Origin of the sequence: Frankia sp. Hr75.2 (assembly GCF_949319125.1) — a bacterium.
Lineage (GTDB): Bacteria > Actinomycetota > Actinomycetes > Frankiales > Frankiaceae > Parafrankia > Parafrankia soli.
Genome location: NZ_CASGGV010000289.1, coordinates 20,880 through 39,627, shown reverse-complemented (window position 1 = coordinate 39,627; position 18,748 = coordinate 20,880). Strand labels below are relative to the sequence as shown.

Here is an 18,748-nt window from a genome sequence, read left to right as displayed (position 1 = left end):
AATGCCGACGGCTGTACCTGGCCGGGTGGACAGCACTTCGCCCGGAGAGCACTGTTCCTGGAGAGCACCGTGCCCCGCTCCGCGCGGTCAGGAACGGCTGAAGGTACGGCGGTAGTCGCCGGGCGACACCCCGCGACGTAGGACGAACTGTTCGCGCAGGACGGCCGCGCTGCGGTAGCCGACCCTATCCGCGGTCTGCTCGATGGACAGGTCGGATGTCTCCAGCAGTTCCTCGGCGAGGGACAGGCGCTGGCTGCGCAGCCACGCGTGGGGGGACGTCCCGGTGGCCAGCCTGAAGTGGCGGGTGAAGGAACGCCGGCTCATGAGGGCCCGGGCTGCCAGCAGGTCGACGGAGATGCGATCGCCCAGGTGCGCCCGAGCCCATGCCAGGACGGCGGCCAGCTGGCCGCCGTCGTCCGTGGGCACCGGAGCGCTGACGTACTGGGCCTGCCCCCCGTCGCGGTGCGGTGGGATCACCAGGCCGCGGGCGATCCTGTTCGCCAGCCCGGCGCACAGGTCATCGTGGGTGATCTGGACGACCGCGGGTCGCTGGACGCCGCCGCCGAAGGCGCCCACGGGGTGTTCAGCGTGCAACAGGGCGCACTGGGCACACCACCGGTTCCCTTCGAGGACGAGGTCGGACGGGGCCGGAACGTGGCGGACGCGGCGGCGGCCGCCCGGGTGCCGCACCTGGTGTACGCCTCGGTCGCCGGTGTCGAGCGCGGCGGCGGTGGCCGTGCCTTCGCGAGCAAGCGGGCGATCGAGGAGCACATCCGTCGGATCGACATTCCGGCGACGATCCTGCGCCCGGCCTCGTTCATGGAGAACTACGCGGACCCGGCGTTCGGAGTGCAGACCGGCACGCTGGCCACGCCGTTCGCGCCGGACATCCCCGAGCAGCTGATCGCCCTCGACGACATCGGCGCCTTCGTCGCGCTCGCCTTCACCGATCCGGTGCGCTATCTGGGGCGGGCGGTCGCGATCGCCGGCGACGCGCTCCGGCCGGGCCGGACGGCCGAGGTGCTCAGCCGCGCCACCGGCCGCGAGATTCGCTACGTGCACGTCCCGGTCGACGCCGGTCCGGACCCAGAGTGCGGACGGCGCGGACGTGGCGGGCTTCCTGAACGGTCACGGCGGGTACGGCGTCGACATCGCCGCCGCCCGCGCACTGCATCCGGGGCTGATGAACTTCGAGACCTGGCTGTCCGGTCAGGGCCGGGACAAGCTCGCCAAGTTGTTCGCGGGTGGGAACCGACCCGACTGAGCGCCGACTCTCTCCGGCGCTTGACCTTCACGTGGGCGTCAGGGTTCAGCGTCCGGCGGCGACCGGCCTTTCGCGTCCTGGCAGTCCGTCAGACAGCCCCACAGGCAACCCCGGAAGCAACCCTGGAGGCAGCCCCGCAAGCCTCGCCGGGGGCGGCAGTGGCTGGCAGGTGCACCTCGCCTTCGACAACACCGGCGGCGCGCGGCTCGAGGCGGCGATCGAGGTGATGAATCCGCACGGCCGGATCGCGCTGTGCGGGGCTCTGCCGGCGAAGAACGGTGGCACAGCGCAGAACGGCGGCACCGGTGCGGCCGGGGCCGTCGAACCTGACCCTGGCCATCGGTAAGCGGCTCACGATGCGGGGTTTCCTCACGAGTGATTATCTCGACCGCACGAAGCAGGCCCACACCGAAGTCGCCGGATGGCTCCGTGACGGCAGCCTGACCCTTGACCAGACGATTGTCGACGGGCTGGAGAACGCCCCACAGGCCTTCATCGCTTCAGGCACGGCCGGTGGAGGTATGTCCGGTGGAGGGGCGCCCGACGGGCTGGTCGAGGACCGCGGCGACCTGACCTCGCCGCGAAGGACACTGCAGGTCACGGCCTCGGCATTCGTGGTGCGGGAGGCGCCGGGCAAGCCGTCCACGCCTTGACTTGCATAGTGAGTATGTGCTTACTTTTGACTTGGCGTCGCGGCCCCACAGAGGTGAGTTCCGGCGGGAGGAGGATCGCCGAGCGCGCGGCCGAGTTCCTCCGCCTGGTGCGGGCGAGGTCCGCACCATCCTGTCCGTTCCGGTGTCCAGTTTTCGCGCGCCGCGAGGCGTGGGTGGGCGACGTACTGAGTGGGGAGCCTTCTCGTGAGTACCCAGCAACCCGAAACTCGTCCGGATCTCGGTTACCCGCTGATCGACGCCGACAATCACTACTATGAGCCGTACGACTGTTTTACCCGCCTGATCGAACCGGCCTTCGCCGACCGCGCCATCAACGTGCGGGTCGACGCCAGGGGTCGCGGCAAGCTCTACTTCGGCGACCGGCAGTTCCGTTTCATGCGGGTGATCCAGACCGACTACATCGGCGCGCCGGGATCGCTGCGCCAGATGCTGGACGACCCCGACAGCAAGGACGGCTTCGTCCACCGCGAGATCATCCGCGGCTGGGACCACCCCGACATGATGCAGCGCGACGCGCGCATAGCGAAGATGGACGAGCAGGGCGTCCAGGCGGGCCTGATGCTCGGCACGGCGATGCTGCAGGCCGAGAACGAGCTGCACGACGACGTCCCCGCGCTCTACGCGAACATCCGCGCCTACAACCGCTGGCTGGACGAGGAGTGGGGCTTCAACCGGGACGACCGGATCATCACCGCGCCGATGATCTCCCTGGTGGACGCCGAGCTGGCCACCGCCGAGATCGAGCGGGTCATCGCCGCCGGCGCCCGCGCCGTCGTCATGAAGCCCGGTCCGCTGTGGGGCCGATCCCCGGCCGACCCCGTGTACGACGGGTTCTGGTCGCGGTTGCAGGAGGCGGACGTCAAGCTCGTCTTCCACAGCACCGACCCGCGCTACCTGGCCACGCTCGGCGTGCAGTTCGGCGAGTCGCCGACGCCGCCCCTGCAGGGCCAGACGCCGTTCCAGTGGTACCTCGTCTCCGGCAGGCCGGTCGCCGACACACTCGCGTCCTACGTCCTGAACAACCTGTTCGGACGGTTCCCGCGGCTGACCGTCGTCGCGCTCGAGTGTGGCGTCAACTGGGTCGTCCCGCTGCTGCACGACGTCGACCACGCCGCGCACATGGGCCGTAAGGGGCACTGGCCGGGCGGTGAGGTGGTCGGCCGGCCGAGCGAGATCCTCCTGGAGCACCTCTACGTCTCGCCGTTCTACGAGGAGGACGTGGTCGGCCTGGTCAGGGCGATCGGCCCGGAGCGTGTGCTCTTCGGGTCCGACTACCCGCACCCGGAGGGGGTCCTGTGGCCGGTGGAGTTCGCGGCCAAGCTGGACGGCCTCGACGAGCGTTCGGTGCGCATGATCATGCGCGGTAACGCCGCGCGCCTGCTCGGCATCGAGGACTGATCCCGGCCGGCGCGAAACCCGACCGGGGTGCAGTCCGTCCGGCGTGCAACCCGTCCGGAATGAGAAGGGAGCGAGCGGAAACGGTGACCGAAGCTGTCAACCGGCCGGCCGGCATGCCCGACCCTGTCGTGGCCCCGGTCAACGAGGGGATGTGGCGGGCGGCCGCGGCCGGGCGCCTCGACGTCCAGCGGTGTGCGTCCTGCGGCGCGCACCGCTACCCGCCCACCGACGGCTGCTACCGCTGCAGCTCACCGGAGTGGGAGTGGTCGACGGTGCCCGGCACCGGCACCGTGTACTCCTACATCTGGGTGCCCGACCGGACGCGGGCGGCCGAGCCGCGACCGGCCGTCTACAACGTCGCCGTCGTCACGCTGGACGGCACCGAGGGAGATCCCGTGCGGATCCTCAGCAACGTCGTCGACGCCTGGACCCAGGACGACCTCCAGGTCGGGCAGCGGGTCGGGCTCGCGCCGGTGACCTTCGGCGACGGCCTGGCCCTGCCCTGCTTCCGGACGCTGGCATGAGCGGCGGGTTCATCCGGGACGCCGCGTGCATCGTCGGGATCGGTCACTCACAGTACGGAACCCGCGGCTCGCTGGCGGCGCTCGGCCTGACCCGCATCGCCTTCGACGCCGTCCACGACGCCTGCGCCGACGCCGGGCTCGACGTCAGGGACATCGACGGGTTCGCCGGCTACTGCGACGACCCGACCCTGCCCGCCGACCTGGCCGTAGCGCTCGGCACCCGGGAGCTGCGGTACGCCGGCATGACCTGGGGCGGTCGCGGCTCGGGGCTGCCCGGCGCGGTGGCGGGCGCCTACGCCGCGGTCGCCACCGGACTGGCCGACCACGTCGTGGTCGTGCGCTCGATCATCCAGCAGGCGCGGCTGGGGCAGTCGGTGGCCGCCGGTGTGCAGCCGGGGCAGGCGATTGGGCTGTCGGCGTCCTACACCTCGCCGTTCGGCATGGCGCTGCCGGCCGCGATCTACGCGATGAAGGCCCGCCGGCACATGGCGCTGCACGGCACGACGACCGAGCAGTTCGCGCAGGTCGCCATCAACGCCCGGCGCAACGCGGCGAACAACCCCGACGCGCGTTTCCGCACGGAGATCACCGTCGAGGATCATCACGCCTCCCGGCTGATCTGTGACCCGCTGCGGCTGCTGGACTGCTGCATGGAGTCCGACGGCGCCGCCGCCGTGATCGTCACGACGCCCGAGCGTGCCCGGGACCTGCGCCAGCCACCCGTGCGCCTCCGCGCGGTCGCGGCGACCGGCGAGTACAAGTGGGCCACCGCGTCGTTCAACACCGTCGACGAGGATTTCGTCAGCACCGGGCACCGCCGAGCCGCCCGCGATCTCTACCAGCGGGCGGGTCTGGGCCCCGAGGACGTCGACGTCGCACTGATCTACGACGGGTTCACGCCGTCGGTGATCATGAGCCTCGAGGATTTCGGCTTCTGCGGTATCGGCGAGGGCGGCCCGTTCGTCGAAGGGGGCGCCATCCGGCGGGAGGGCAGCATTCCCGTCAACACCCACGGCGGGAATCTCGCCGAGGTCTATCTGCAGGGCATCACCCACCTGCTCGAAGGCGTCCGGCAACTGCGCGGGACGGCCGTCAACCAGGTGGCCGGCGCCGACGTCGCCCTCTACGCTTCCGGGGTCGGCGCCTCGCCGGGCGGCGGGGTGCTGCTCCGCCGCTGGTGAGCGGCGCCCATCCGGAAGGAGAATCATGAGCTTGTTGGAGAAGTACGGACCCTGGGCTCTGGTGGTCGGCGGCTCGGAGGGAATCGGCGAAGGCTATGCCCGCAAGCTCGCTGCCCAGGGATTCAATCTGGTTCTCACGGCGCGCAAGCCGGGCCCGCTGAACGCCCTCGCCGACGACCTGCGTGAAGCCGGTACGGAGGTACGGGTCTTATCCGTCGACCTGAGCCGGCCGGACGCCCTCGAGCAGACGCGGACCGTGACCGACGACATCGAGATCGGCCTGCTCATCTACAACGCCGGGGCCAACAGCGTCCGCGGGGACCTCGTCGAGCTGGATCCAGAGGTCTACCGGGCGGTCATCGCCGTCAACGTCCTCGGCCAGACCGAGTTCGCCCGGCACTACGGCGGCCTCATGTGCGGGCGGAAGCGCGGGGGAATCATCCTGTCCGGATCGAGCGCCGGTTACATGGGCGCGCCGTCGCTCGCCGCCTACTGCGGCTCGAAGGCCTTCAGTCGCATCTTCAGCGAGGCGCTGTGGATTGAGTGCGAGAAGTACGGAGTCGATGTGCTCCACTTCTGCGTCGGCTTCACGGCCACTCCCGCGATGGCCCGGCTGGGGTACCTACTGGACGCCGCTCAGCCCGCCGACGAGGCCGCGCAGGAGGCCCTGGACAATCTCGCGAACGGCCCGGTGTGGATCGCCGGCGGGCAGCGGTCCGTCGAGAACGCGATCAACCGGTCCAGAGTCGACGACCGAGCCGAAGCCGTTCGGACCTTCGCCACCCCGGGAAGATTCTAGGAAGGGAAGCCTCTAGGAAGAACTGACGGAGCCTGGGTGCGAGACGGTGCCGTGACCGCGGAGAAGCAGGTCGTCGTGGTGCCGGCGGGCGGCCAGGAGGTCGTCGAGGTTGTCCCGGGCCCAGCTCCGGGCCGCGTCGACCAGTTGCAGCAGCGACCGGCCGAGGGCGGTCAGCCGGTACTCGACCCGGGGCGGGTTCTCGTCGAAGGCGTTTCTGCTCACCAGGCCGTCGCGTTCCATCGCGCGGAGGGTTTCGGTCAGGACCTTCGCGCTCACCGAGCCGAGGATCTGCCTGAGCTCGGTGAACCGCCGTGGCCGCGCCTCGAGACACAGGACGACCATCGCGGTCCACTTGTCGCCGATCCGCACCGGGAATGCGCTCATCGGGCAGGCCGGATCGAACGTCGGGGCTTCGGCCGCGTTCTCCATTCGGCCAAGGGTAGCCGGTCACGTTGCGGTAACCGGCCCATCGTCCCCTAGTTTCTCCACCATGACAGGAACACAGCCCGCCGGGACGGGACCCCGGCCACCTGCTCAACTGCGCGCTGCCGTGCTCGGTGCCGGTGGCCGAGCCGGACGAGCCGTCAGCCGGGAGCTCGTCATCCGGGGACATCGAGTGACCGGGGTGGTGCGGGACATCCGTCGACACTCCTCACTCGGAGACCTCGGGGTCGACGTGGCAGAGGCGGATGCCACCCGCGGCGCCGACCTCGTCGAGATTCTGCGCGAGGCCGATGTCGTCATAGTCGCCGTGACGCCCTTTTCGGCGCCGCCGCCTTCGTTCGACGATTTTGACGAGGCATTTTACGAACATGTCGTGGCCGGGGTCGTCGGCGCCGCGCGGGGGTCGCCGGCGACCCGGCTGATCACGGTCGGGCTGTTCGCCACGCTGACCATGGCCGACGGGAGCACGGTCATGGACGACCCGGCGGTCTTCCCGCCACGGCTTCTGCCGTTCGCACGGGCCCACGCCCGCGAGCTGCCCGCGCTACGCCGCCTCGCGTCGGCGCACGACTGGTTGGTCGTCACCCCACCCGCGGGGCTGCGGGCCGATGGCGTCGATGACACGGCGGGCTACGCGCTCGTCGAACCGCCCGTCGACCACCGCGTGTTCGAAGGGGTGCTCGGGTACGGCCAGCTGGCGCGGGCCGTGGCGGATCAGTCCGAGACCCCGACCCTGCACCGGACCCAGGTGGCCGTTCTGCCCGCGCCGAGCACAGCCGTGGACGAGGCGGGCACCGGAATCGGGTGACCGCGGGCCGTGGCGCGAACGGGCGGCCGCCGGACGCCGGGACGGTGGGATGCCACCGCCCCGGCGTACCCGGATCAGGACCTCGTGTACGGCCCCGTCCAGAGTTCCTTGTAGCGCTGTGCGGCCGCCTGGTGGTAGTCGTAGCCGCATTCCTTGTCGTGCAGGGTGAACTTGCAGCTGTAGGCCTTCGAGCCGTCGAAGTAGGACTCGTAGGCCAGCCCGGTCGGCGACGCGGCGGCGTTGGTGAACACCGTGCGCATCTGCGTGATGAACGCCGGGTCGGTCGAGCCCCAGTCCTGGTCGTTGACGCCCCACTCGGGCACTGCCAGCGGGACGCCCTTCTCGGCGACCCAGGCAGCCCAGGCGCCGATGCCCAGCGGTTCGCCGTGCGGCCCGCGCTTGTCCGGGTCGCGCAGCTGGCCGTTGTCACTGATCGCGTAGAAGTCCGGCCCCGCGGCGTCGACGTACTGCGCGCCCGGCCAGAACTCGGTGACGTCGACGTCCTGGTTGGAGCTCTCGGCGTTGGGGTTCCACACCAGCTTGAAGTCCGGCGAGATGGACTTCACCACGTCGTGCCAGCGGATCCAGCAGGCCTTGAACGCCTCGGCGTCGCCCGGCTGCACACTCCAGTGGTACCAGTTTCCGTTGAACTCCCAGCCGAGCCTGATGAAGGCGTTCTTGGACGGCCAGTACTCGACGAGCTTGTTCATGAGCGTCGAGATCTGGTCCTCGGTCGCGCAGTCCTTCACGTTCTGGTCGCCGGCGAACATCGGCTGGGCGAGGCTGAGCTCACCCGGCCAGGCGGCGTCGGTGAAATACTGCTTGACCGTGTAGAGACCGTTCATCGACCCCCAGGTCGTGACGCCGGTCGCCGGGTCCTTGGCGTCGTTCCAGGTCTCGGAGATCTGGACCGGCCAGCCGCGCCACGAGGCCCATTCATCGTGGTCGGCGTAGCCGGTACCGCTCAGTGCGGCCGCGGCGGGAGTCCCGCCGCCTCCGCCGGGCGCCGGGCTGGTGCCCGGCGTCGCCCCGGCGGTGGGAGTGGCACCCGCGGTGGGCGGCGTGCTCGGGCCGGGCGTGCCGGCGGGAGCGGTGCTGGTCGGGGCGGTGCTGGGCGGAACCGTGCTCGTCGGCGCGGCGGTGACCGAGGCGGTCGCGCTCGGTACCGGGCCGGCGCCGCCGCCCGAGCCCTGGGCCGGAAGGCAGGCGGACAGCCCCACCGCGGCGGCCGCGACAACGAGCGCGGCTCGCGCGGGCAGCACGGCCCTGTTTCTGGCCGCTGGTTTCGCCCGCCGGTTTTTCTTCACTGTTGACAGCATTGTCGATTCGTCTCCTCAGACGTTCGGGTATGTCCCCCTCCCCATCCCGTCTGCAATTAACGGCGCCGGTCGCCGGCTTCTCCAAGGCCATCTGTCCGGACGCAGGGCGACCGTAGGAAAACGGTCGTCGGGTTGTCAACGACCGGGGGTTGGGCAACGCCGTGACTGTTGCGGCGACAACATCGCGCGCTGTGTGGCACATCGGCGGCGCCGGCCGGAATTGTGGCCCCGTCGTTTTCGGGGTGGTGTCCGCGGTCGGGCGGTCGGCGGGTCACGGGGCGTCCCGGACCGGCTGCGGGGAGCGGACATCCCCGGTGGAGCACGTGGTCCGGGGGTGCCCGTGCGGCGGTGCCCGACGGGCCGGGCGCGACGCCGGTTGAGCTACCGGTCGGTAGCGATGCCACTGTTCGAACCGCCAGCGGTGTCAGGTTCGCGACCGGCACCTTCGGTTCATGTCTTTCGTCCCTTTCCTACCCTTGTGGCCCCTCTTGGTCTCTCCGGCTCTCGGTGCCGCGGCGCCTGGGTGGCCGTCGCCGCACCGGAGCGGCGGGCTGGGCGCCGTCGGTGGTCGCCACCGCACCGCGGTGGCGGGCCGGGTTCCACGGTCGGCGGCGGGCCGCGCGTGCGGCCGGCGAGCCCGGGTGCGGCGATCGCCCCGTTGCGATGGCCGGCGGGGTGGGCCGCCGTCGGCGAGAACACTGGGAGCCACGCGGCGGCTGGTGTCGCGGCCACGACAGGTCGCCGCGTGGCGCCGGGCGTCGAGGCGTTTCTCCGCCGCGGCCGGGGCCTCGAATGCGTGCCGTAACCCGGGCACGTCGCCCCGAATCGCCAAACGTATCCGGACTTTCCTTCTGTTTCGGCCGGACGTGTGCGACACGTGTGCGACGGTGACATTCCGCCGGCCATTGCCGTCGACACGCGCCAGGTGGGCGTCCTGGACACCGACCGCCTCGCCCTCATATTTTCGTCGCGCATACGGGTTCTACTTATCCGGGCGGTGGTTTACGGCCGAAACGTGATCCGGCGGCAGGCGCGAAATGTGTCCGTCAGGTGGCGATTCGAGTCGTTGTCGATCTCGCGGTCAGGTCGGAGGGACACCCGGCCACATGATGCGTGAACGATTTCGATCAACTTTCCGGAGAGTGATCCAGATGCCGTCGCGGGAGCGGCACGCACGAACCGACCCAACTACGCAAGGAGCTTCTTCATGAACAGAACAGCCATTCGTCGCGGCATGGCCATCGCGTTCGGCGGGGCCTTCATGGCCGGAATGGTCGCGGTCGGGCAGCCGGCCGGCGCGGCCACCGGCCCCGTCACCAGCCCGAAGGTCGACGCGCCCGCACCGGCGAGCGTCTCGAGCGTCGGGGCGGCCTCGACCAAGGCCACCCGTAACAGCACCGGGGGTGTCGGTGCCGCGCACCTGGACGGCGCCTGCAACCTGTACAGCAACGGCGACGGCGACCTCTGCCTGTGGTACTACCAGAACTACTCGGGCAGCCACGCGGACTTCTTCTTCGCGGACAGCAACCTCAACAACAACAAGTTCAACTCGCCCGGTGCCGGCCAGGGCGCCTATGTGGGCAACAACTCGGAGTCCGTCTGGAACTACGACCGCCACCTGACCGCCCGGGTCTACACCGGCGTGAACTACACCGGTACCAACGGAACCATTGCCCCGAACAGCGGGGGAAACTTCACCAGCACGTTCCGCAACAACGTCGAGTCGTTCCAGTGGATCTGAGCCGGACCAACGGCTGATCCGTCCTGATTTCACCGCTCCCGCCGACGGGACGCTGTGCGGAGCCGGTCCCCGTCACCGGTGACGGGGACCGGCTCCGGGTCCGTCGGCCGGAGTCCGGTGGTGGAACGAGAGGAGACTCGATGCCCCCCAGGGCGGGCCGCCACCGGTGCCCTGCTCCCCGCGGGTGGCTCGATGCCCGGTGGCCGCGGCGCGCCGCGCGCTGCCTGCTGGCATCCGCGCTGGTGCCGGCGGCGCTCGGCGCCGGCTGCGGTGCCGCGCCACCGCAGCCGGCGGCCACGGTGTCGGCGACAAGCCCGCCGGCGCTGCTCGACGGCGCCGCGCTGCACCTTCCGCTCGACCGCTACCTGCTCGGGCCGCAAGAGTCCGAAGCGGTCGCGCGGTCCTACCGGATCCTGCTCGCCGAGTGCATGCACCGGTTCGGGCTGCCCAGCCCGCAGCGGTCCGGCGCGGTGGACGGACCGGCCACGCTGAACGAGCGCCGTTACGGCATCACCGACCTGGAACAGGCCAGGGCGACCGGATTCCGGGTGTCGGAGCCCGGTCCCGACTCCGGTGCCGATCCCGAGTCCGGCCCGTCGAAGCCCGGGGGACCGGCGGGACCGGTCGATCCCCGGACGCTGGAGGTGCTCACCGGGACCGGCGGCGGGACGGTCGCGGGCCAGGCCGTGCCGGACGGCGGCTGCTCCGGTGAGGCGCAGCGCCGGTTGACCGCGGGCGCACCGCCGGTCGAGGACATGTACCTCGCCCAGCGGCTCGCCCAGGACAGCTATGTCGACTCCGGACGTGACCCCCGGGTACGCGCGGCGCTGCGGGCCTGGTCGGGGTGCATGCACGGCCATCATTTCGACTACCCGACGCCGCTGGCGGCCGCCGGCGACCCGCGTTTCCGCAGCGGGCCGGTGTCGGCGGCGGAGATCACCGTCGCGACCACGGACATCGCCTGTAAGCGGCAGACCAATCTGGTCGGCGTCTGGTTCGCCGTCGAGTCGGAGATCCAGCGCCCCGAGGTCGCCGCGAATCGGGAGCCGCTGGAGCGCATCAGGCGCACCAACGAGATCCAGCTGAAGGTCGCGCGGAGCCTCGGACTCGGTTAGCCCTGCCAGCCCGAGGAAGTCAGCGAAAGCGAACCGAAGTTCGGCTTCCAACCATCAAACGGAATCATGCGCGACGAGGCCGGATATCCTCCGGCCGGGTTAGGAGAAGTACGCAGCAGTGAAGAGACATCTACGCCGGGCCGCGGCTACCTGCGGATTCATCGGCGCAGTGGCGATGACCCAGTTAACTGCTCCGGGTGCCGCGTCCGCGGCGCCGCCCGACCTCACCGGCCGTTACATCGTGGTGCTGAAATCCGCGCCCTCGGCGGCCGCCTCCGCGGCGGCCGCGACCCGGGCCCGGGATCTCGGTGCCCAGGTGACCCGCGAGTTCCAGTACACGCTGAACGGGTACTCCGCGCAGCTCGACCCGGCTCAGCTTGTCGCCGTCCGGGCGGATCCCGAGGTCGCCTACGTGGAACCCGACCAGGTGGTGCGGGCCGATACCGAGCAGCGAACGGCAGACTGGGGCCTGGACCGCATCGACCAGCGCAAGCTCCCACTGAACCGGGCGTACACGTACGCCTCGACCGGCGCCAGGGTCACCGCCTACATTGTCGACACCGGTGTCCGCACCAGCCACCGGGACTTCGGTGGCCGCGCCTCCGGCGGTTTCTCCGTCATCGATGACGGTTACGGAACCGAGGACTGCAACGGCCACGGCACGCACGTCGCCGGAACGACCGGGGGAACGGCGCACGGCGTCGCCAAGTCGGTGCGGCTCGTCTCGGTGCGTGTTCTGGACTGCGCCGCGTTCGGCACCGTCAGCGGCGTCATAGCCGGCGTCGAATGGGTCACCGCCCATCACGGCAGTGGCCCCGCCGTGGTGAACATGAGCCTGACCGGCGGCGCGTCGCGGGCGTTCGACCAGGCGGTGCGGCAGTCGATCGCCTCCGGCCTGGTGTACTCGGTGGCCGCGGGAAACAGCAACGACGACGCCTGCGCCATCTCGCCCGCGCGGGTGCCCCGGGCGATCACCGTCGGGGCGACGACGACCGCCGACAGCCGGGACACCACGTACTCCAACTTCGGCTCCTGCGTGGACGTCTTCGCTCCGGGGACCGGGATCACCTCGGACTGGAACACCTCCGACACCGCCACCAACACCATCAGCGGGACGTCGATGGCGACCCCGCACGTCACCGGTGTGGCGGCGCTCTACCTGCAGCAGCATCCCGGCGCCGGGCCCAACAAGGTGCGCGACGCGATCGTGGACACCGCGACCCGCGGCGCGCTGACCAACATCGGCGCCGGCTCGCCGAACCTGCTGCTCTACTCACGCGGGTCGGGCTTCTGACCCATCAAGATAGTCAACAATGTTGACGTTCCGCCTCAGGCAAAAACGATCTTGAAAACCTGAGACAGCCCAGTGCAAGGCCGGGCTCGGCGGGGGAGACGCGCTTCGCGTCAGCCCGCCGGGCCCGGCTCGCGCAGTGTGGCCAGGCCGTCCGCGAGGACGTCGATCGTGCCCCGGGGCGGGAGCAGGGCACGTGAGCTCCAGGGGAGTTCCGCGCGGATCTCCTCGGGCGTGTGGCGGCCCCCCAGGATTCCGCCGGTGAGGGCGGCGACCGTGTCGGTGTCCCCGCCGAGACCGATCGCGGCCGTCAGCGCCGCGCCGAGCGTCGGCCGCGTCGCCACGCAGTGCAACACGGCGCCGAGGGTCTCCACCGGGTCGAGGCTGACCCCGGCCGGCGGTGGTGCCCACCGTCCCCGCTCGATCGCCCTCACCAGAGCGGAAAGCGACTGAACCGCGTCGACCCCTGCCAGCGCGGCGGGCCCGGCCAGCGCGTCGGCCTCCGCCGCCGCCACGGCCAGCAGCATCGGCCCGTCCACGCCCTCGACCGCCCAGGATGCGCAGGCGGCGGCAACGGCCGCCGCGGCCTGCGCGACCGGGTCGGGGTGGGTGATCGTCGACAGCGCGCGCACCCACTGACGGCGCCGTTCCGTCGCCTCCGGCGCGGTCGCCCAGCCGATCGGCAGCGCCCGCATGAGGGCGCCGTTGGTACGGCCGCCCCGCGCCGGTGGCCTCCCGTGTGCGCGGAAATGGTCGATCGCGGCGATCGTGCTCGGGCCCAGCCCGTAGATCGACGCCGCCCGGTCGGCCAGCGTCCCCATCAGCGCGGCCGGATCACCCGCGCCGCCGTGGGTGGTCAGGTGCTCCGCGACGAGCAGAGTCAGCGCGGTGTCGTCGGAGGTGCTGCCGCGCTCCCACCGCCCGCGGGCCGGGATGTCCGCGGCCCGCCGGAGGTCGACGTCCCGCGGTGCGCTCCCCTCCCACGGGAGCCCGAAGGCGTCGCCGCACGCGTACGCCGTCAGCGCCCCCGCGATCCGCCCCGCCGCGGACGCCGCCCCAACCGGTCCCCCCGCGAATGTCTGGCCCCTGGACGTCACGACACCCTCCCCCGGCCAGCCATCCCGACGCCCCCGGATGCCCCGACGCAGTCCGGGGCGATGCGCGGCGGCTGAGTGTCACTATGGACTCGCTCAGGCCGCCACGGTTCACCGTTCTCGCGATCCGCCTCGCCGTCCGCGGCCGGCGAGGCCGCGGACGGTCAGACCGTCGCGGGAGGCTGGGTGCGGGTCGAGATCGCGACGCGGTTCCAGACGTTGATCGTCGCGATGGCGACCACCAGGTTCGCCACCTCCTCCTCGCTCCAGACCTTCGTCGCGCCGTTCCACACGTCGTCGGGGACGCCGTCCTGGCCGAGCCGGGTGACGGCGTCGGTCAGTGCGAGCGCCGCCCGCTCCTTCTCGCTGAAGAAGGGCGACTCGTGCCAGGCGGCGACCGCGAACAGCCGCCGGCTCGACTCGCCGGCGGCGAGCGCGTCGCGGCTGTGCATGTCCACGCAGAACGCGCAGCCGTTAAGGATCGACGCGCGCAGCTTCACCAGTTCCAGCACGGTCCCGTCGACGGTCGACCGGACGTACTTCTCCAGGCCCATCACCGCCTTGTAGGCGTTCGGTACGACGCTCGCCATGTCCATGCGCTGCATGGTGACCTCCTCGTCATCGTGCGTGCCGTGGGATGGTTCCACCTCGACGACGACGTCCCGGGGCGCACCGTGACACCGTCTCGATGTGCTCCCGGTCACATGATCGGGGCTGCGTCGGGGCGCCGCCAGCGGGCGGGCCGGGCGTCGGCGGGGCGTCCTGTCAGCAGGGCTCGGGCGTGGCGGTGGCGACAACACCCTCCGGCCGGGCTCCGGCGGCGCACGGTGTCGCCGAGAGCGACGGGTCGGGCGTCGGCGGGGCGGAGGCGTCGCCGGTGGGGGAGACGGCGTGCGTCGGTGTCGCCTGCGCCGACGGGTCGGTCTGGACGCCCGCCGTCGGCTCCGGGCCGGCCGGGATGCCGGCCTGGGTCGGCGGCGCGCTGCCCTGCCCCGGCTCGGCACGGCCGGTACGCGCGACGGTGGTCGGCGCGACCACGGTGGGCCGGGAGGTGGTGGCGGGCGGGGTGGTGGCGGTGACGCCCCGCTGCGACGGGCCCGGGGACGGGCGGCTCGGGCCGCTCTCCGCCCGGGAGGCGTCCGACGCGGTGAGCAGGACGACCACGCCGACGACGAGCCCGAAGGCGACGACGGCCGCGACCATGGCGGCACGGTCCCGCCGGCCGGATGCCGCCAGCAGGCTCAGCCACGCCCGCGGGTCGGGCGGCCAGGCCCCCGGCTCCGCCCTGGCGCCACCTGGGTGGTCCGGCTCGCGGTCGCGGCCGGTCGGCTGGTCGCCGGCACCGGCCCGGGTACCGGCGCCGCCGGCGGCGCTACCGGTACTGGTGCCGGTCCCTCCGGCCCCGGTGGCGGCGGGGGCCTGGGCGGTCAGCAACGGCCCTGTCACCTCCGCCGCGTTGAACGCCGACACCGAGGCCACGGTGGCGGTCCGGCGCGGCCGGATCGACGGGTCGGTGGTCTCGTTCCGGTTGTCGGCCAGCGCCGACAACCGCGGCACGGGCACGGTGCCGAGGGAGGAGTCCCCACCCGGGGGCTCCTCCCAGGAACCGGGGTCCGCGCGGGTCGCCAGTGGCTGGGTGGGCCGGTCGACGGCGCGGAACTTCGCCGGGCCGTCCCCCTGGCCGCCGGCCGGCCCCCCGGGCCCGCGCGTCGCCGTCCGCCGGATGCCGGCGGCGGGCCCGCCCGGGTCGGCGGCGCCGGCCACCGCGCCGGCCGCGGCCGCGATCCGTCCGGCACGTTCTCCGCGCTCGCCCCGCTCCCCGCGTTCTCGTTCCCCGCGCGCCGTCTGCGTCGCCCGTTCGTCCCGGTCCGGTCGCTCGGCCCGCTCGGCGGCCGGTCGCTCATCCCGGCCGGAGTGGGCGGGGTGGTGCGCGAGTGACGCGGGCGGTTCCCACTGCCACGGGGTGAGCGCGTTCGCCGCCGCCCGGGCGGGATCAGGGGAGCCGCCGCGCGAGCCGGGTTCGGTGACCAGCGTCCGGACCAGCTCCGCCGCGCTCGGGCGGGCCTCGGGCCGGCGGGCCAGCGCCGCCCGCACGGCGGCCAGCAGGTCCGGCGGGACGCCGTCGAGGTCGGGCTGCTCGTCGCGGCGCAGCACGGTCAGCACGTCGGCCGGCTCGGCGCCGCCGAAGGGCGGGTGCCCGGTCGCCGCGTAGGTGACGCAGGCACCCCAGGCGAACACGTCGGCCGCCGGGGTCGCGCGCTCGCCGCGCAGCTGCTCGGGCGCCATCCAGGCGGGGGTGCCGACGAGGATGCCGGTGCGGGTGTGGGTCGGGGTGCCGCTGGCCCGGGCGATGCCGAAGTCGATCACCTTCGGCCCGTCCCAGGCGAGCAGGATGTTGGACGGCTTGAGATCGCGGTGCACCACGCCGACCGCGTGGATGGCGACGAGGGCGTCGGCGAGGCCCACCCCGAAGCCGTGCAGCAGCCGCTGCTCGAGCGGGCCGTGCCGGATCACCGCGTCGGCGAGGCTGGTGCCCTCGACGTACTCGACGGCCATCCAGGGCGAGGTCGCGTCGGGGTCGGCGTCGACGACCGCGGCGACGGCGCGGCCGCGGACCCGGCGGGCGGCCTCGACCTCGCGCCGGAACCGGGCGCGGAACTCGGGGTCGCCGGCGAGGCCCTCGGCGGGCACCTTGACGGCCGCGGCGCGGCCCTCGGCGGTGAACCCGAGGTACACCGAGCCCATCCCGCCGGCGCCGATCCTGTTGTGGATCTCGAACGGGCCGATGCGCCGGGGGTCACCCGCCGCCAGCGGTGTCAGCACCGTGCCCCCTCGTTACCGGCCCGGCCGGGCCGCTGCGTCGATCCTGCCGTGGGCGTCGTCCGCCCCCTGTCCGTGATGTCATGAGCGCGCTGCTTTCGCCCGACTGTGTCGGGCGTCCCACAATGCCAACTCTCGTGCCCGAATCGCGGTAGGCCCGTCCGGGTGCGTCCGTTGTGCCCGTCACACTCGCCCGGTTGGGGGGTGGGTCGCCGGTTCTCGATGGCCACGTCAGCGGTGGTTGTCCACCGTCGGATCATCGGACGGGATGGGGTCGAGGGCCACGAAATCCGTGCCGTTCCAGCGGAAACGCACCGACGTCGTCCCCGTGGGTGTCGTTCCGTTCGCGACGTAGGTCTGGTAGGTCACCGTCGCGTCGGTGTTCGTCCTGACCTCCACCGTGATGGCGTTGCTCGGCGCTTTGGTGTCGGTGCCCTGGTACTCGCCGTCGGCGAAGACGAACGCCGTCTGGCGCTGCCGGCCGTCATCCCCCTGCCTGGTGCCGCGGACGAGGTTGAGCATCCGGTCCGGGTCGTAGGAGCCCATGTCGGGGGTGTAGCCATGCTCGCGGACGACCCCGGCCGCCTCGTCGGCGCTCATCACCCGCCGTGGCGTCGAGGTGGATGTCGGCCCGCTCCCGGGTGTGGTCGGTGGCGCTGTGGTGGCGCCCGAGCCGGGGCTCGTCGGGTTCGTGACCGGCCCGGTCGGCCCGGCCGAGGTGGTGGGCCCGCCGTTGGGGGCGGTGGTCGGGCCGCTCAGGGTGGAGGTCACGTCCGGCCCCGTGGACGGGCCGGCCTGGCCGCCGTCCCCCTCGCTGCCCGACAGCAGCAGGGCTCCCGCGGTGACGCCACCGACGACGAGCAGCACCGCCAGGGCGGCGAGCACGGCCACGGGCATCCCGCGACGGCCGTGATCGGGCCGTCCGCCGCCGTCCGGACGTCCTGCTCCGGGCGGTCCCGCGCCCGGCCCGCCGAAGCCGGGCCAGCCACCGCCCGACTGGCCGGAGTCGGCCCAGCCGCCCCGCGGTCCGGAGTCCGGACCGCGGTAGCCGGCGTCCGGCGGGCCGGGGTTCGGCCGGTGGCCGGGCTGGAGCTGCGCTCCGCCCGGGTACCCGTCGTGGGGACGGGCGCCCCGGTAGGAGTCGCTGGGAGGTGGGCCGCCCCGTGGACCGGCACCGTGTGGATCGGCGTCCCGGGGATGACTGCCCGCCGGCGGGTGCCCGCGCAGCGGCGTGGCGCCCTCGGGCGGGGTCGGCGGCAGGTTCCACCACCGGCTCATCAGGAGCCCGGTCGCCGCGTCCGAGTCGGCCGGGCCGCTGACCGGCCGACCGAGCAGCCCGCCGAGGATCTCGGCGGCGCTGGGCCGCGCGGCCGGCTCCTTGCGCAGCGCGGCGCGCACGTGCGGCTCGATGGTCGGTGGCAGGCGTTCCAGCACCGGCTCGCCGGTGAGGATCTGCAGGCCGACGGCCTCGGCCCGGTCGCCGCGGAACGCCGGCTGCCCGGCCGCCGCGAACGCGACGCACGCCCCCCATGCGAAGACGTCGGCGGCCGGCCCGGCCCGCTCGCCGCGCAGCTGCTCGGGCGCCATCCAGGTCAGGGTGCCGATGAGGCTGCCGGCCCGGGTGTGCGAGGTGTTGTTCTCGGCCCGGGCGATGCCGAAGTCGATGACGCGGGGCCCGTCCCAGGCCAGCAGGATGTTGGACGGTTTGAGATCACGGTGCACCACCCCGGCGGCGTGGATGGCGACCAGGGCGTCGGCCAGACCGACGGCGAGCCCGGTGAGCAGGCGCTCGTCGAACGGGCCCCGGGTCGCGACCGCGTCGGTGAGGTTGCGGCCCTCGACGTACTCGGTGGCCATCCACGGACGCGTCCCGGTGAGGTCGGCGTCGATGACGGCGGCTACGGCGTTGCCGCGCACCCGGCGGGCGGCGTCCACCTCCTGGCGGAAGCGGGCGCGGAACTCGGGGTCGTCCACCAGCCCCGCCGAGGGAACCTTGATCGCGGCCGGCTTGCCGTCGTCGGAGAAGCCGAGGTAGACGATGCCCATGCCGCCCGCGCCGATGCGGTTGGCCAGCCGGTACGGACCGATCCGCTGCGGGTCGTCCGTGGTCAGGGGCGTCAGCACCGCGTCCTGGATACCTCCTCGTGCGGGGGCGCCCGTGCGGCGCTCGGTGGTGGCCCGCCTGGTGCGTCCGGTGACGCTGGACGTTCCAGGTGGAACCTGTCGGGGACGCCGGAACGCGACCGGTCGGACTTTTCCGGTGATCCCAGAAGGGG

17 protein-coding genes and 1 pseudogene are annotated in these 18,748 nt (G+C 72.5%); 11 read left to right on the top strand and 7 right to left on the bottom strand.

All coding sequences use genetic code 11. The features are described 5' to 3' along the window. Window positions 1-87 precede the first annotated feature (87 nt). Window positions 88-426 carry a helix-turn-helix domain-containing protein gene (locus AC559T_RS21195; protein WP_498869836.1) on the bottom strand — a complete coding sequence of 113 codons (339 nt, stop codon included), beginning with the start codon at window positions 424-426 and terminating at the stop codon, window positions 88-90. On the opposite strand from AC559T_RS21195, the pseudogene AC559T_RS21190 reads away from it, so the two are divergent. The 7 genes and pseudogenes from AC559T_RS21190 to AC559T_RS21160 form a co-directional block, all read left to right on the top strand. Continuing rightward, a pseudogene (locus AC559T_RS21190) lies at window positions 370-1,014 on the top strand (NmrA family NAD(P)-binding protein); the annotation flags it as partial. The gene AC559T_RS21195 and the pseudogene AC559T_RS21190 overlap by 57 nt on opposite strands. Window positions 1,015-1,108: 94 nt before the next feature. Then, complete coding sequence (locus AC559T_RS21185; protein ID WP_498869860.1) at window positions 1,109-1,264, top strand: hypothetical protein; 156 nt, start codon at window positions 1,109-1,111, stop codon at window positions 1,262-1,264. Between the two features lie 278 nt (window positions 1,265-1,542). Continuing rightward, window positions 1,543-1,917 carry a hypothetical protein gene (locus AC559T_RS21180; protein ID WP_498869835.1) on the top strand — a complete coding sequence of 125 codons (375 nt, stop codon included), beginning with the start codon at window positions 1,543-1,545 and terminating at the stop codon, window positions 1,915-1,917. A gap of 204 nt (window positions 1,918-2,121) precedes the next feature. After that, on the top strand, window positions 2,122-3,336 hold the full coding sequence (locus AC559T_RS21175; RefSeq protein ID WP_498869834.1) for an amidohydrolase family protein: 1,215 nt from the start codon (window positions 2,122-2,124) through the stop codon (window positions 3,334-3,336). An 83-nt stretch (window positions 3,337-3,419) separates the two neighbouring features. After that, window positions 3,420-3,860 carry a Zn-ribbon domain-containing OB-fold protein gene (locus AC559T_RS21170; RefSeq protein WP_235013722.1) on the top strand — a complete coding sequence of 147 codons (441 nt, stop codon included), beginning with the start codon at window positions 3,420-3,422 and terminating at the stop codon, window positions 3,858-3,860. After that, window positions 3,857-5,041 carry a thiolase C-terminal domain-containing protein gene (locus AC559T_RS21165; RefSeq protein WP_498869833.1) on the top strand — a complete coding sequence of 395 codons (1,185 nt, stop codon included), beginning with the start codon at window positions 3,857-3,859 and terminating at the stop codon, window positions 5,039-5,041. Before AC559T_RS21170 ends, AC559T_RS21165 begins: the two co-directional genes overlap by 4 nt. 25 nt (window positions 5,042-5,066) lie before the next feature. Continuing rightward, entirely contained in the window at window positions 5,067-5,840 is a 774-nt protein-coding gene (locus AC559T_RS21160) for an SDR family NAD(P)-dependent oxidoreductase (RefSeq protein ID WP_498869832.1), read from the top strand. A 12-nt stretch (window positions 5,841-5,852) separates the two neighbouring features. Here AC559T_RS21160 and AC559T_RS21155 read toward each other — a convergent pair whose 3' ends face one another. After that, window positions 5,853-6,269 carry a winged helix-turn-helix transcriptional regulator gene (locus tag AC559T_RS21155; protein WP_131626673.1) on the bottom strand — a complete coding sequence of 139 codons (417 nt, stop codon included), beginning with the start codon at window positions 6,267-6,269 and terminating at the stop codon, window positions 5,853-5,855. A 61-nt stretch (window positions 6,270-6,330) separates the two neighbouring features. On the opposite strand from AC559T_RS21155, the gene AC559T_RS21150 reads away from it, so the two are divergent. Next, window positions 6,331-7,092, top strand: coding sequence for an NAD(P)-dependent oxidoreductase (locus tag AC559T_RS21150; RefSeq protein WP_235013723.1), 762 nt, complete (start codon window positions 6,331-6,333; stop codon window positions 7,090-7,092). Window positions 7,093-7,166: 74 nt separating this feature from the next. Here the strand turns inward: AC559T_RS21150 and AC559T_RS21145 are convergent, their stop codons facing one another. Then, the gene (locus tag AC559T_RS21145) at window positions 7,167-8,354 is read right to left on the bottom strand and encodes a glycoside hydrolase family 26 protein (protein ID WP_112105193.1); all 1,188 of its coding nucleotides are present in this window, start codon (window positions 8,352-8,354) and stop codon (window positions 7,167-7,169) included. Between the two features lie 1,264 nt (window positions 8,355-9,618). Here AC559T_RS21145 and AC559T_RS21140 point away from each other — a divergent pair. From AC559T_RS21140 to AC559T_RS21130, 3 genes are all read left to right on the top strand, one after another. Beyond that, window positions 9,619-10,152, top strand: a complete 534-nt coding sequence (locus tag AC559T_RS21140) for a peptidase inhibitor family I36 protein (RefSeq protein ID WP_112105194.1) — start codon at window positions 9,619-9,621, stop codon at window positions 10,150-10,152. Between the two features lie 140 nt (window positions 10,153-10,292). After that, window positions 10,293-11,267, top strand: a complete 975-nt coding sequence (locus tag AC559T_RS21135; RefSeq protein WP_498869831.1) for a hypothetical protein — start codon at window positions 10,293-10,295, stop codon at window positions 11,265-11,267. 175 nt (window positions 11,268-11,442) lie between these two features. Further along, window positions 11,443-12,561: a S8 family peptidase gene (locus tag AC559T_RS21130; protein WP_498869830.1), complete on the top strand. Its 1,119-nt coding sequence runs from the start codon at window positions 11,443-11,445 to the stop codon at window positions 12,559-12,561. Window positions 12,562-12,671: 110 nt separating this feature from the next. On the opposite strand, the gene AC559T_RS21125 is transcribed toward AC559T_RS21130, so the two are convergent. The 4 genes from AC559T_RS21125 to AC559T_RS21110 all read right to left on the bottom strand — a co-directional run bounded on the left by AC559T_RS21125 (window position 12,672) and on the right by AC559T_RS21110 (window position 18,596). Next, on the bottom strand, window positions 12,672-13,655 hold the full coding sequence (locus AC559T_RS21125; RefSeq protein ID WP_498869829.1) for an ADP-ribosylglycohydrolase family protein: 984 nt from the start codon (window positions 13,653-13,655) through the stop codon (window positions 12,672-12,674). Between the two features lie 161 nt (window positions 13,656-13,816). Next, the gene (locus tag AC559T_RS21120) at window positions 13,817-14,257 is read right to left on the bottom strand and encodes a carboxymuconolactone decarboxylase family protein (RefSeq protein ID WP_498869828.1); all 441 of its coding nucleotides are present in this window, start codon (window positions 14,255-14,257) and stop codon (window positions 13,817-13,819) included. 160 nt (window positions 14,258-14,417) lie between these two features. Next, window positions 14,418-16,475: a protein kinase domain-containing protein gene (locus tag AC559T_RS21115; RefSeq protein WP_498869827.1), complete on the bottom strand. Its 2,058-nt coding sequence runs from the start codon at window positions 16,473-16,475 to the stop codon at window positions 14,418-14,420. A 228-nt stretch (window positions 16,476-16,703) separates the two neighbouring features. Continuing rightward, the gene (locus AC559T_RS21110; RefSeq protein ID WP_498869826.1) at window positions 16,704-18,596 is read right to left on the bottom strand and encodes a protein kinase domain-containing protein; all 1,893 of its coding nucleotides are present in this window, start codon (window positions 18,594-18,596) and stop codon (window positions 16,704-16,706) included. Between the last annotated feature and the right edge of the window lie 152 nt (window positions 18,597-18,748).

Coding starts and splice junctions, on each gene's coding strand:
- AC559T_RS21165 (WP_498869833.1), top strand. CDS start 3,857: ATGAGCGGCGGGTTCATCCGGGACGCCGCGTGCATCGTCGGGATCGGT.
- AC559T_RS21160 (WP_498869832.1), top strand. CDS start 5,067: ATGAGCTTGTTGGAGAAGTACGGACCCTGGGCTCTGGTGGTCGGCGGC.
- AC559T_RS21155 (WP_131626673.1), bottom strand. CDS start 6,269: ATGGAGAACGCGGCCGAAGCCCCGACGTTCGATCCGGCCTGCCCGATG.
- AC559T_RS21150 (WP_235013723.1), top strand. CDS start 6,331: ATGACAGGAACACAGCCCGCCGGGACGGGACCCCGGCCACCTGCTCAA.
- AC559T_RS21140 (WP_112105194.1), top strand. CDS start 9,619: ATGAACAGAACAGCCATTCGTCGCGGCATGGCCATCGCGTTCGGCGGG.
- AC559T_RS21135 (WP_498869831.1), top strand. CDS start 10,293: ATGCCCCCCAGGGCGGGCCGCCACCGGTGCCCTGCTCCCCGCGGGTGG.
- AC559T_RS21130 (WP_498869830.1), top strand. CDS start 11,443: ATGACCCAGTTAACTGCTCCGGGTGCCGCGTCCGCGGCGCCGCCCGAC.
- AC559T_RS21120 (WP_498869828.1), bottom strand. CDS start 14,257: ATGCAGCGCATGGACATGGCGAGCGTCGTACCGAACGCCTACAAGGCG.